Below are 13,469 nucleotides of genomic sequence, written 5' to 3'. Positions count from 1 at the left end.
CCCGCCCGCCCAACTCTCCACACAGTAACGCCAGTTCCAGGGAGCTGTTTTCCATGAGCGCCGAGTCTTTGGGGCAGAACGAGCACACCCTCCACGTCGTCTGGCGGCGCTTCCGCGCCTGGCGGGGCAGCCGGCCGTTCTGGGCGGGCCTGTTCACCGTGTTCGGCGGCATCCCGATCGCCTACTTCCCGTACGCGACGTTCCAGCTCGGGCACATGACGCTCTCCTTGTCGACGACGGCGGGCGCCGGCTCGCTCATCATCGGCGTCCTGCTCGTCACGCTGGGGCTGACGATGTGGTTCCACCACATCGTGCGGGTGTTCGCCGGCGTCGCCACGATTCTGCTGGCGCTGATCTCCATCCCGGTCGCGAACCTCGGCGGCTTCATCATCGGCTTCCTGTTCTCGCTCCTGGGCGGCGCGCTCGCCCTGTCGTGGGCGCCGGGCAAGCCCGTGGCGCAGCCCGCCAAGACGGCCGAGCCGGAGTCGGAGCCGGAAGGCAGCCCCGTACCGGAGCAGTGGGACGGCGTCGGCGCGGACGCGCGCGACACAACCATCGAAGCCAACGGCGGGAGGAACAGTGCCGGGTGATGTCACACCGCTGAACTCAGCGGGGGGTGACGGGGCACAGGTCAGAAGAGGGCCACGCCACGCGGCCCCCAGGAAGTCGCTGCTGACCAAGCTTCAGATGCCCGCCAGCAAGGCGATAGCCCTGGCCGCAATGCCCACCGCCGTCTTCGTGGGCATGGGCCTCACTCCCAAGCTCGCGCTCGCCGACGAGAAGGACATACCCTTCGCGCCCGGCCCGTGCGTGACCCGCTCGGACGAGCCGGCGGAGTCCGAGTCGCCGTCTCCCTCCGAGTCGGCGAAGCCCTCCGAGTCGCCGTCGGAGAAGCCGTCCGAGAAGCCCGACCCGGCGCCGAGCGGTTCGGCGGACTCGACGGGCGACAGCGCGGACGAGCCGAAGCCGGACCCGACCCCGCCCGCCTCGGCGGCCGGACAGGCGGCGGAGGAGAAGAAGCCGGCGGAGCCGGAGCCGGACCCGACGCCGACGCCGAGCGAGACCAAGAACCCGCTCGACCCGCTGGGTGTGGGCGATGCGCTGAAGGACCTGTTCGACGGCCCCGACAAGTCGCCGTCGGCCAGCCCGACGCCGACCGAGACCGAGACGGCCGAGCCGACTCCCTCGGAGCCGACGAAGCCCGCCGAGGCCGAGACGCCTTCGGCGAAGCCCGCGGACTCCGCCGACAAGCCGGCCGACAAGGTCGAGGAGACGGTGGACAAGGCCGCGGACGCGACCGCGGACAAGACCAAGGAAGCCATCAAGGAAGCGGCCGACAAGGCCGGCGCCGAGGTGGAAGAGCTGGACGAGGCTGCCAAGGGACTCGACCCCACGAAGGACGAGGCCGTACCGGACGGCGCGAAGCCGCGCTTCCCGTGCCCCACCGCGGACCCGAAGGCCCTGGCCGAAGCGGACCTGGAGCCCGGTATCCCGCACCTCCCGGACGACCCGTGGGTGCTGGAGAGCTCGAAGCTCACCCTGACGGGTCTGGACTACCACGGCATCGTCGAGGTGAAGACGGGCGGCGGGAAGACCAAGAAGGCCCTGAAGTTCACTGCGACGGGCGTGGACATCAAGGACCTCCACCAACTGGTGGTCGGCCCGAACGGCACGACGGCGCACGTCGAGGCGGACAAGGGCTCGACGTCGACGATCCGCAACGGCACGGTGACGATGTACACGGAGGAGCTGAAGGGCAACCTCTTCGGCCTCATCCCGATCACCTTCAGCCCGGAGACGCCTCCGCCGCTGAACGTTCCGTTCGCGTTCTTCACGAACGTGAAGGTGACGCAGGCGGGCCAGTTCGGCGGGACGCTGACGGTGCCCGGTCTGCACAACTACTTCACCGGCGGGAAGAGCTGACTTTTCCGGGAGCCGCACAAGGCTGTGGGCCGCACCCTTTCGGGGGTGCGGCCCACAGTCGTTCACACTCAACGGGCCGGAGTGTCTGCCGGCGTTGGCTGAGATCATTTCCGGCATGGACATCAAGGATGTGCTGACGGACTACGCGAAGGCTCGCGGGGTGGGCATCCTCAGGCCGGGAGCCTCGCTGGACGCCATCGCCGACGTACTCGGCCCGCCCGCGGACGCCGACTACTTCCCCAACCCAAAGAAGTCCTGGCCCCGGACCTTCGCCTACGGGGACGTCCGTCTGGAGGTCTGCCGGTGTCGGAGGGTCCGTTACGTCGCCCTCAGCACCTGGACCGAGACCGTGGACGTGCCGACCGGACAGCCGGGAGAGACGCGGACCGTCGTGCCGACCACCACGTTCGCGGACCTGAAAGAGATACTCGCCTCGGCCGGGACCGACTGGACGCTGAGGGAGTTTCCCATGCTGAGAAGTCAGTTCACCGTGATCGTCGGCGAGTACCCAGTGGACGTCCAGTTCACTTTCCACGTCCCGGACCCCGACACCCCCGACCTCGCCACGCTGCACAACGCGATCTCGGCGGACCTCGGACACATCTGCCCCGCGGACGCCTAGAACGGAGGGGCCGGCCGCGCGGACGCTGACTCCCGTGACGATGTTCAGCGCGTCGAGGAAGCGCTTCAGGTCATGGTGACCAGACGAAATCCCGGATCGGCCCCATCGCCCCTTCGTCACTGCGGCTGAACTCGAGCCAGCTGTCGTAGGCGCCGGCGCCCTGGAGGCGGATCCCGAAGAAATACATGGGGTCCAGGAAGAGCCGCCGTGAATTCTCGAACTCGAACTCGACGCACCGGACCTTTCCCTCGGATGGATCGGACCTGCCGCTGAGCGCGTAGCGGATCTTCGTGATGCGGAATAAACGGTATTCGTCGCCGAGGAAGAGCTCTCCGTAGGAACTCATGGCGAACTCCTCGTCCTCCCCCTCCAGCGCTTTGGGGGCCTCCGGCGCGGCGACCAGACGGATGGTCAGCTGGTCGTCGTAATCGATAACCTCGATCCGTACGGAGTCGATCTCCCGCACGAAGTACAGCGTGTTGGCCATGGGGAGGAAGCAAGGATAGGCGCCGTCCCGGTCGATGAAGCCAGGAACCTGGAGATCGCAGACCGGTGCTTCCGCCAGCGAGGCGAACAGGGCCTCTAGTTCTTTCATATCCTCCATGTTCCATACCCTCGCACTTGGATCGTCCCGACGACCGTCGCATTCGACAGATGTGGCGGGCGCCTCAGGCGCCCGCCACGTCCTCAGGTCGTGCCGTCGTCGCTGCGCTCGATCAGAAGCCCATGGGGAGGTCCATCGTGCGGACCTCGGTCATGTATTTCTGCTCGTCCTCGGTCGAGGGGGTGACGACGCCGCCGATGCACTCATAGACAGCGATGCAGATCGGCAGTACTCCGTCCAGCATCCGGCGGAGGTAGACGTGTCCCGACTCTCCCCGAACCGCCAAGAGCGCGTGGACCATCCGGCCGTACTCCGCGCGGTCGATCACGTGGTGGTCTCCCGAGAGGGAGGTCAGCCCGGTCGGCGTGTCGAAGACCTCGGCCGCGGCACGGAGCATCCTCAGGTACAGCTCGCCCACTTGGTTGGACGGGTCCCACACGGTCTCGTCGTCGCACTCGAACACATGGCTCACGTGGGCCACTCCAGCAGAAGGTCCACGTTGGGGAATTCCTTTCTCAGTTCGTTGACCCGCTTCTCGATCGGGCCGCGGAACGCGGGGTTGATGCTCGCGTCGGTGAACTTCATGCCGATCGGGGCGTTCTCGTATCCCGCGATGTGCTGCCGGGCCTGGACGTACTTACGGAACTTCGGCCCGATGTGCTTGTCCATCCAGATGTCGATGTCCGGGAGGTAGATTCCTACAGCGGTCTTGTCCTCCCAAAGTACGCCGTCCTCGAAGAGGTCGATGTCGGTGATACGCCGGCCGAGGTCGTCCGGCGGGTAGATGTCGACATTCGTGTCCCCGTTCTTGACGTAGTACTTCCCGTCGGAGCCGAGCTTGGGACGCTTCGGGTCGTCGAAGGTGACGCCTTCGCACGGAACCGGGTCGATCCAGCCGCTGGACGCGGCAGCGGAGAACGCGGCCTGGCTCGTGCCGGAGACGCCGGAGACGCCGGAGACGCCGGCCGCCGGCTTGAACGCCGCCGACTTGGCCGCCGAAGCCTTGGCGCCCTTGCCCTTGCACGGAGGCTTCGGTGTCTTCTTGTCCTTCTTGGCCTTCTCGACCAGCTTGCGGTAGCGCTCGAGCGTGCGCTCCGCCTTCTTGACGGCGTCGTAGAAGGCGTCGATGCCGTTGACGATGCGGTAGATCGCCTTCGCGACCGCCGGGGCCTTCAGGAAGCCGACGAAGACGCTGCCGACGTCCACCAGGGCCCACAGGCAGCTCTCGAGGTCGCCGGTCGACACACAGTTGATGATGTTGTCGACGCCGAACAGCTCGATGAGGATCGCGCCGCCGTTCTCCTGGATCCAGTCGATGACGTCCCCGGCCGCGATCTTCTTCGCGGCGCGGAACTCGTCCACGCACTGCTGGCCGCAGAGTTCGCGCAGCAGCGTCTCCTCGTCGGCCGTCAGGTCCGGACCGGCGTTCTGGCCGCCGGACTTGGCCCACTGCGCGTACTCGGCCTCGGCGCGCTTGCGCGCCTCCTCCTCGGCGCGGGCGACCGCGGCGTCCGCGTCCTTGGAGGCGTTGTCGGCGTTCTTCGCCGCCGTCTCCGCGGCCGTGGCGTCCTTCTCGGCCTGCGTCGCGGTGCTGCGGGCGCTGCTCGCGTCGGTCTCCGCGGCGCTGGCCGCGGAGCGGGCGCTGGCGGCGTCCTTCTCGGCGTCGGTCGCGTCGCGGTTCGCCGCCGCGGCCGAGCCCTCGGCGTCCCTCGCCGCGGAGTCCGCGTAGAAGGCGTCCTCGCCGGCCTGCGCGTTGTACGCCGTGGTCTTGGCGTCCGCCTTCTTGGCCGCCTCGGCTGCCTTCTCGGCCTCGGCCGCGGAGGTGCGGGCCGCCGCCGCTGAGGCAAGCGCCTTCGCGGCGTCCGCCGCGGCGTTGGCCGCGGCCTGTGCCGCGATCTTGGCGTCGCCGGCCGCCTTGTCCGCCAGCGCCTTCGCGTCGGCTGCCGCCTTCGCGGCCTCCTTCGCCTTGGCCGTGGCGGCGGCCGCCTGCTGCTCGGCCATCGTCTTGGAGGTCTGCCCCACCAGCACCGCGAAAGCGGCCGAGGAGTCGGACTCCATGTACGGCGTGCCGATGGAGATGGCCTCGTTGGCGGCCTTGGTGACGGCCTTGGCCGCGTCACGGGCGCCCGCCGCGGCCTGACCGGCGGCGAAGGCGTATCCGGCGGTCTTGGCAGCCCAGACGGCGGTCTTGGCGGCCTCGGCCTTCGCCGCGATCGACTCCTCGCGGGCCTTGATCGAGGCTGCCTTGGCCTTCTTCGCCTCGGCCTCGGCGTTCTTGGCGTTGGTCTGGGCGGCGTCCGCGGCGTCGATGGCCTCGGCAGCCGCCGCGTGCGCGGTCTGCGCGGCGGAGTAGGTGGTCATGTACGCGGACCAGGCGTTGTCCGCCGCGGAGCGCGAACGCGAGGCCGCGCCCTGCGCACGGGTCGCCGCGGCACGCGCGTTCACCGCCGCCGTGGAGGCGTCGTTGGCCGCGGATCGGGCCCGAGTGGCCGCCCCCGTCGCGTCGTTGGCCGCCGCACGGGCCTCGGTCGCGGCCTGGCGGGTCTCCTTGGCGGCGTCCGATCCGTCGGCAGCCGCGGCAGCGGCCTCGAGCGCCCTGGCCCTGGCGTCGGTGGCGTTCTTCCTCTTCTCGGCCGCAACGGCCGCGTCCCGTGCCACATAGGCGCGGTGCTCGGCGGCCTCGGCCTCCTGGCGCTTGCTGCTCGCCGTGGAGCCCGCGGACTCCGCCGCGCTGCGCGCGTTCCCGGCCGCGGTCCGCTCGGACTGCGCCCGTGCCTCGGCCTCCTGCGCCTTCGCGCGCTCGCTGGCCGCGATGGCGGCCTCGGCGGCCGCGGTGGCCTTCTCCTTCTCGGCCTTGGCGCGCTCCGTCTTGGCCGTGGCGGCGGCGACCCGCGCCGTCTCCTCGGCCTTCTCCGCGGTGGCCTGCGCGTTCTTCGCCTTCGTCGCGTTGGCCGCGGCCTCCTTGGCCTGTGCGTCCGCCGCGGCAGCCGCCGACTTGGCCTGAGCCGCCGCCTCCAGCGCCGCAGCCTTGCGGAACTCTGTGTTCAGCGCATGCGACTGGGTCTTGGCGAGGGCGAGCAGGGCCTGGCTGTCGGCGGCGGTCGCCTTGGCCGCGTTGGACGCGGTCAGCGCGGTCTTCGCGGCCGCCTGCGAGGCCGCGTACGACGCCTTGGCGACCTGCACCGACTGCTGGGCGTACATCAGCCCGCGGCCACGGGGGGTCTTGGCCGCGTCGGAGATGGTCCACGCGGCGTTCTGCGAGGCGTTGGCCTTGTCGGCCGCCGCCTTCGCCGCGGCCACCGCCTTGTCGGCGATCGGGACCTGGGCGGCGGCGGCGTTTCGGGCCGCGGTCAGGTCAGCCGCGGCCTTGGTGAACACGGCGGGCTTGGGGCGCGCGGTGTCGTCCTTCGGCTTGGCGGCCCAGAACTTCTGGAAGTACAGGATCTGGTCGGCCAGCCACGCCTGACGGATCGTCTCGAGCATCGCCTCGGTGGCGGCGCGGGCCTGCTTGGAGGCCTCCATCTCCGCCGCGACGATCTCGGTGCGCTGCTTGGCCTGGGAGGCGTACTCCGCCTCCCACTCGGTGTGAGCGTCGACCACCACACCGGACAGAGCGCGGTAGTGGTCGATCGGGTTGGCGCTGTCGCAGACCGCCCAGGCGACCTTGAGCTGCTCGACCTCGGCGCGGAACTCCGGCGAGTCGGGCTCCGGGGCCTTCGTCGGGAAGCCTCCGAAGCGCAGGAAGGTCGCGATGTCGTTGGCGGATCCCGGCGTGGAGCCGCCGATGCCGAACAGCTCATGGCCCGCGAAGGGCTTGTACTGGCTGGCCCAGTAGTCGTCCTTGGTGTCGAAGGCGTCGAAGACTTCCTTGGCCTTGTCCAGCGCGGCCTTGCCGGGCAGCGGCTTGGGGTTGTCGATCCACTTGTAGTAGATCTGGCGCTGCTTGCCGAAGGTGAAGGCGAGGATGTCCTCGCCGAACTCCGGGGCCTGGTGCTCGCGTCCGCCGAAGAAGTTCGCGCCGGAGTAGGGCTCATTCGCCTTGTTGAGCTTGTCGTGGCGGATCCCGAAGGCTTCGCCGTACTTGTCGCCGGCTTCCTTGTCCCGGTCCAGGGCCTGGCCGATCGGGCCCCAGTTCCAGTCCTTCAGCGCCGCGTCGACGTCGGCGTCGCTCCCCGACAGGGCCTTGTTCGCGACGGTCTTCATCTCCGGACCGCCGTAGTGCACGGCACGCGCCGTCTGGCAGCGGTCCTGCCGGGCCTCCTGGCCCAGGCTGATGCGAACGGTTCGCAGCCACGGGTCAGTTGGATGGTCTCCGGGCTCGTCCGCCTGAGCGGGGACCGCGTACACAAGGCCCATCAGAACGGTGGACGCGGTCACCAGCGCGGTGCCGGCCATCCCCCGTGTCAGAGCCGCGCGTCTCGCGCGTCTGTTTTTCGGCAGAAATGTTCTACGCACTTCTCAGCCTGTTCTGTGCGGCAAATGGTCATGCCTCAGGAAGGAAATGCGGAATCGGAGTCGCCGAATACGCATGACGGGTCGTCAAAGTCGATGTGCGTGAAAGAGAAATCCCCCTGATGCGGCTGCTCTGCGTGCCGCGTCCCCCGCCTTCCCCCCGAAGGCAGCACGATCATTACACGGGGGTCATGGATTGCGGAAGATCCTTCTGTAGGGAGAAGTGACCGCGGGTAAGGGGCATCTCCTGCAAGCCGGATATAGCCCAACAAGGGGGAGTTCGACCGCTCTCGATGGAGAACATGTGCACCTGGTTGCACAACAGCCCCATAGAACCTTCCCAGTTGAGGGGACGGCGTCTACTGTGGTCGAGCTGTGGTCGGTCGTCGACGCGACTCCTCGCCTGCGTCGGCCCGTTGCCGCCGGGCGGCAGGCGGTCGGCTGGCCAGGCCGTAGCTCAGGCAGCAGTGGTGTCGGATGCGCCGATGCTCCCCTGTTCGGCCGCACGTCCCACGGCCGTCTCTACGACTACGAGCCCCAGGCCGCCGACGGCGCGAAGGTCGCCGTGGACTTCGGCGTCGTGACAGCCGCCTCCCAGGCGACCGGCGACGGATACGGATTCCTGCCCGACGGATCGGCCCGACGGATAGGCCCGACAAAGGCCTGTGGGCCGTACCCCTCGCTTCGGGAGGTACGGCCCACAGCCGTCTACGGATGCGCGGACGTCAGGCCGGCGACTGACCGCCCAGGTGGTGTACCCGCACCATGTTCGTCGTGCCCGGGATGCCGGGAGGCGAGCCCGCGGTGATGATCATGGTGTCGCCCTCGCTGTGGCGCTGGAGCTTCAGCAGCTCCGCGTCCACCAGGTCCACCATCGCGTCCGTGTTGTTCACGTGCGGGACCACGAAGGACTCCACGCCCCAGCTCAGCGAGAGCTGGTTGCGGGTCGAGGCCTCCGTCGTGAAGGCCAGGATCGGCTGGGAGACGCGGTAGCGCGAGAGGCGGCGGGCCGTGTCGCCGGACTTGGTGAACGCCACCAGCGCCTTGCCGTCCAGGAAGTCCGCGATCTCGCAGGCCGCGCGGGCCACCGAGCCGCCCTGGGTGCGCGGCTTCTTGCCCGGGACCAGGGGCTGGAGGCCCTTGGAGAGCAGCTCCTCCTCGGCCGCCGCGACGATCTTCGACATCGTCTTGACCGTCTCGATCGGGTACGCGCCGACCGAGGACTCCGCGGAGAGCATGACCGCGTCCGCGCCGTCCAGGATCGCGTTGGCGACGTCGGACGCCTCGGCGCGCGTCGGGCGGGAGTTGGTGATCATCGACTCCATCATCTGGGTCGCCACGATCACCGGCTTGGCGTTGCGGCGGCACAGCTCGATGAGCCGCTTCTGCACCATCGGGACCTGCTCGAGCGGGTACTCGACGGCCAGGTCGCCGCGGGCCACCATCACGCCGTCGAACGCCATCACGACGTCCTGCATGTTGGCGACCGCCTGCGGCTTCTCCACCTTGGCGATGACCGGGACCCGGCGGCCCTCCTGGTCCATGACCTTGTGGACGTCCTTGACGTCGCTCGCGTCCCGTACGAAGGACAGCGCCACCAGGTCGCAGCCCATGTGGAGCGCGAAGCGGAGGTCGTCGACGTCCTTCTCGGACAGGGCCGGGACGTTGACGGCCGCGCCGGGGAGGTTGATGCCCTTGTGGTCGGAGATCACGCCGCCCTCGACGACGATGGTCTTGACCTGCGGGCCCACCACCTCGACGACGCGCAGCTCGACGTTGCCGTCGTTGATCAGGATCTGGTCGCCCTTGGAGACGTCGCCGGGCAGGCCCTTGTAGGTGGTGCCGCAGATCGACTTGTCGCCGGGGACGTCCTCGGTGGTGATGGTGAACTCGTCGCCGCGGACCAGTTCGACCGGTCCCTCGGCGAAAGTCTCCAGACGGATCTTGGGGCCCTGGAGGTCCGCGAGCACGCCGATGGCGCGGCCGGTGTCCTCGGCCGCTTTACGCAGTCGGTGATACCGCTCCTCGTGCTCAGCGTGGGTCCCGTGGCTCATGTTGAATCGGGCCACATTCATGCCGGCCTCGATGAGCGCTTTGAGCTGCTCGTAGGAGTCGACGGCTGGGCCCAGTGTGCAGACGATTTTGGAACGGCGCATGAGGCGATCCTATCGGTTTGTTTCTCCGGGGAATATTCCGTCTGGTGGAAAGTGCAAATGGGCGGCCTCCCGCTCAGGAGAGGGCCTCAGATCCGGGCAATCGGGGCGCCGTGGCGGCGACGAGAGCGAAAGTCTGCTGTGCGATCTCCAATTCCTCGTCCGTAGGGACCACGGCCACCGCGACCCGGGCGTACGCCGGCGAGATCAGCCGCGCCTCGTCGCCCCGGACGGCGTTGAGGTCGGCGTCCACCGCCAGCCCCAGTTCCTCCAGGCCGGCGATGGCAGCCTCCCGCACCGGCGCCGCGTTCTCGCCCACCCCGGCCGTGAACGCCACCGCGTCCACCCGGCCGAGCACGGCGTAGTACGCCCCGATGTATTTCTTCAGCCGGTGAATGTAGACGTCGAACGCCAGTCGCGCACGCTCGTCGCCCTCCTCGATCCGGCGGTTGATCTCCCGCATGTCGTTGTCGCCGCACAGGCCCACCAGGCCGCTCTTCTTGTTGAGCAGCGTGTCGATCTCGTCCACCGACATGCCCGCGACCCGCTTGAGATGGAACGTGACGGCCGGGTCGACGTCCCCGGAGCGGGTGCCCATGACCAGGCCCTCCAGCGGGGTCAGGCCCATCGAGGTGTCCACGCACCGGCCGCCCGCGACCGCCGAGGCGGATGCGCCGTTGCCCAGGTGCAGCACGATCACGTTCGCCTCGGACGGGTCCTTGCCCAGCAGCGCGGCCGTCTTGCGGGAGACGTACGCGTGCGAGGTGCCGTGGAAGCCGTAGCGGCGGATCCGGTGGGCGTCCGCCGTCTCCACGTCGATCGCGTAGCGCGCCGCCGCCTCCGGCATCGTCGTGTGGAAGGCGGTGTCGAAGACCGCGACCTGCGGCAGGTCGGGGCGGAGCGCCTGGGCCGTGCGGATGCCGGTGATGTTCGCCGGGTTGTGCAGCGGCGCCACCGGCACCAGCCGCTCCACCTCGGCGAGCACCTCGTCGGTGATCACGGTCGGCGCGGAGAAGCGCAGGCCCCCGTGGACCACCCGGTGGCCGATCGCCGCGAGCTCGGGGGAGTCGAGGCCGAGCCCGTCGTGGGCCAGCTCCTCGGCGACCGCCTTCAGGGCCGCTTCGTGGTCGGCCATCGCGCCGGTGCGCTCGCGCTTGTGCGCGCCGTCGCCGGTCAGCGGGGTGTGCACGATGCGCGAGGTCTCCTCGCCGATCCGCTCGACCAGGCCGACGGCCAGCCGCGAGCTGTCGCGCATGTCCAGGAGCTGGTACTTCACCGACGAGGAGCCGGAGTTGAGGACGAGGACTCGGGTGGCGTTCGTGCTCACTGCGGCGGTGCTCTCCATAGAGGCGTCAGGGGTGTGAGGGGTGGTGGGGGCGTTCATGCGGACTCCGACTCCGACTCCGACTGCGGGGACTGCTGCGACTGCTGCGACGTCTTCTGCGGCTGCGGCTGCGACTGGATCGCCGTGATGGCGACCGTGTTCACGATGTCGCTCACCAGCGCGCCGCGCGAGAGGTCGTTCACCGGCTTGCGCAGACCCTGCAGCACCGGTCCCACGGCCACCGCGCCCGCCGAGCGCTGCACGGCCTTGTAGGTGTTGTTGCCCGTGTTCAGGTCCGGGAAGATCAGCACCGTCGCCTGGCCGGCCACCTCGGAGCCCGGCAGCTTCGTCGCCGCCACGGACGGCTCGACCGCCGCGTCGTACTGGATCGGGCCCTCGATCTTCAGGTCCGGGCGGGCCTGACGGACCAGCTTCGTCGCCTCGCGGACCTTGTCGACGTCCGTGCCGGAGCCGGAGGTTCCGGTGGAGTACGACAGCATCGCGATCCGCGGCTCCACGCCGAAGCGGGCCGCCGTAGCCGCCGACTGGATCGCGATGTCCGCGAGCTGCTCGGCGTTCGGGTCCGGGTTGACCGCGCAGTCTCCGTACACCAGCACCTTGTCGGCCAGGCACATGAAGAAGACGGACGAGACGATCGACGCCTCCGGCTTCGTCTTGATGATCTCGAAGGCGGGGCGGATGGTCGCGGCCGTGGAGTGCACCGAGCCCGAGACCATGCCGTCGGCCAGGCCCTCCTGGACCATCAGCGTGCCGAAGTAGTTCACGTCCGAGACGACGTCGTACGCCAGCTCCACCGTCACGCCCTTGTGGGCGCGCAGCTCGGCGTACCGCTCGGCCAGCGGCTGGCGCAGCTCGGAGGTCGCCGGGTCGATCAGCTGGGCGCCGCTGAGGTCGATGCCCAGGTCGGCGGCCTTCTTGCGGATCACCTCGGTGTCGCCGAGCAGGGTCAGGTCGCAGACGTCTCGGCGCACCAGCACATCGGCCGCGCGCAGCACCCGCTCCTCGGTCCCCTCCGGCAGCACCACCCGGCGGCGGTCGGTCCGCGCCTGCTCCAGCAGCTCGTGCTCGAACATCATCGGGGTGACCCGGCCGCTGCGGGCCACCGCGAGCCGCGCCAGCAGCTCGCCGGTGTCCACATGGCGCTCGAAGAGGCCGAGCGCGGTCTCCGCCTTGCGGGGCGTGGAGGCGTTCAACTTGCCTTCCAGCGCGAAGAGCTCGGCCGCGGTGGGGAAGCTGTTGCCGGCCACGGACACCACCGGCGTGCCGGGCGCGAGGCGGGAGGCGAGGGTGAGGATCCCCTCGCTCGGCCGCTCGTTGAGGGTCAGCAGCACGCCGGCGATCGGCGGGGTGCCCGCGGAGTGCGCGGCGAGCGCGCCGACGACCAGGTCGGCCCGGTCGCCGGGGGTGACGACCATGCAGCCGGGGGTCAGCGCGGGCAGGAAGCTCGGCAGCATCGCGCCGCCGAAGACGAAGTCGAGCGCGTCGCGGGCCAGGCCGGCGTCGTCGCCGAGCAGCACCGTGGCGCCCAGGGCGTGGGTGATCTGGGCGACCGTGGGCGCGGCGAGGGCCGGCTCGTCGGGGAGCGCGTAGCAGGGCGCCGGGAGGCGGGCCGCCAGGCGCTCGGCTATCTCCTCGCGCTCCTCGGGGGCGACGCGGTTGACGACCAGGGCGAGGATGTTGCAGCCCAGCGCCTCGTACGCGCGGTAGGCGTTGCGCGCCTCGGCCCGCACCGACTCGGCGGACTGGCCCTTGCCGCCGACGACCGGGATCACCGAGGCGCCGAACTCGTTGGCGAGGCGCGCGTTGAGCGCCAGCTCGTCGGGGAGCTGGGTGGCGGCGAAGTCCGTGCCGAGCACCAGCACGACCTCGTACTCCCTCGCGACCTGCAAGAAGCGGTCGACGATCCGCGAGACCAGCTCGTCGGTGCCCTTCTCGGCCTGGAGGGCCGAGGCCTCGTGGTAGTCCATGCCGTACGCCGACGCGGGATCCTGGGAGAGCCGGTACCGGGCGCGCAGGAGGTCGAACAGCCGGTCGGGCCCGTCGTGCACCAGCGGGCGGAAGACGCCCACCCGGTCCACCTGGCGGGTCAGGAGCTCCATGACTCCCAGCTCGACGACCTGGCGGCCGTCCCCGCGGTCGATCCCGGTCACGTACACGCTGCGCGTCACGCGTGCTCTCCCGTCTCCGTGCTGTCGCGTACGAATCCCCCCGGCGTCCCGTGGGTCCCGTGGGGGTCCGCGGGGCCGTGCGGATTCGTTCAGGTTTCGTACAAGAGGTACAAAAGGTAGTGACGACAAAAAAACCGCTGGCCGCGGCATCGCCCTCTTGACAATACCTCTGCGGCTAGATAGAGCGCCCGCCGGACCGGGG

General features: G+C 69.7%; 9 protein-coding genes. 3 read left to right on the top strand and 6 right to left on the bottom strand.

The window, feature by feature from the left end; all coding sequences use genetic code 11:
- The first annotated feature begins 53 nt into the window (after positions 1-53).
- The 3 genes from AB0M39_RS00670 to AB0M39_RS00660 all read left to right on the top strand — a co-directional run bounded on the left by AB0M39_RS00670 (position 54) and on the right by AB0M39_RS00660 (position 2,545).
- Positions 54-590: a DUF6114 domain-containing protein gene (locus tag AB0M39_RS00670; protein ID WP_365358584.1), complete on the top strand. Its 537-nt coding sequence runs from the start codon at positions 54-56 to the stop codon at positions 588-590.
- Positions 591-687: 97 nt separating this feature from the next.
- Complete coding sequence (locus tag AB0M39_RS00665; RefSeq protein WP_365358582.1) at positions 688-1,923, top strand: hypothetical protein; 1,236 nt, start codon at positions 688-690, stop codon at positions 1,921-1,923.
- A gap of 115 nt (positions 1,924-2,038) precedes the next feature.
- A complete protein-coding gene (locus tag AB0M39_RS00660; RefSeq protein ID WP_365358580.1) occupies positions 2,039-2,545 on the top strand; it encodes a hypothetical protein in 507 nt (168 codons plus the stop codon).
- Positions 2,546-2,615: 70 nt separating this feature from the next.
- On the opposite strand, the gene AB0M39_RS00655 is transcribed toward AB0M39_RS00660, so the two are convergent.
- From AB0M39_RS00655 to pta, 6 genes are all read right to left on the bottom strand, one after another.
- Positions 2,616-3,149, bottom strand: a complete 534-nt coding sequence (locus AB0M39_RS00655; protein WP_365358578.1) for a hypothetical protein — start codon at positions 3,147-3,149, stop codon at positions 2,616-2,618.
- A 112-nt stretch (positions 3,150-3,261) separates the two neighbouring features.
- Entirely contained in the window at positions 3,262-3,621 is a 360-nt protein-coding gene (locus AB0M39_RS00650) for a DUF6086 family protein (RefSeq protein WP_365358576.1), read from the bottom strand.
- Positions 3,618-7,544: a hypothetical protein gene (locus AB0M39_RS00645; protein WP_365358575.1), complete on the bottom strand. Its 3,927-nt coding sequence runs from the start codon at positions 7,542-7,544 to the stop codon at positions 3,618-3,620. Before AB0M39_RS00645 ends, AB0M39_RS00650 begins: the two co-directional genes overlap by 4 nt.
- Positions 7,545-8,326: 782 nt before the next feature.
- The gene (gene pyk / locus AB0M39_RS00640; RefSeq protein WP_365358573.1) at positions 8,327-9,757 is read right to left on the bottom strand and encodes a pyruvate kinase; all 1,431 of its coding nucleotides are present in this window, start codon (positions 9,755-9,757) and stop codon (positions 8,327-8,329) included.
- A 73-nt stretch (positions 9,758-9,830) separates the two neighbouring features.
- A complete protein-coding gene (locus AB0M39_RS00635; protein WP_365358813.1) occupies positions 9,831-11,099 on the bottom strand; it encodes an acetate kinase in 1,269 nt (422 codons plus the stop codon).
- Positions 11,100-11,134: 35 nt separating this feature from the next.
- The gene (gene pta / locus AB0M39_RS00630) at positions 11,135-13,267 is read right to left on the bottom strand and encodes a phosphate acetyltransferase (protein ID WP_365358571.1); all 2,133 of its coding nucleotides are present in this window, start codon (positions 13,265-13,267) and stop codon (positions 11,135-11,137) included.
- Positions 13,268-13,469: the final 202 nt, after the last annotated feature.

This window comes from Streptomyces sp. NPDC051907, assembly GCF_040681075.1.
In the GTDB taxonomy this organism is placed as follows: domain Bacteria; phylum Actinomycetota; class Actinomycetes; order Streptomycetales; family Streptomycetaceae; genus Streptomyces.
Note: the sequence above shows the minus strand (reverse complement) of the source record. Positions and strands in the feature narration are given on the sequence as shown.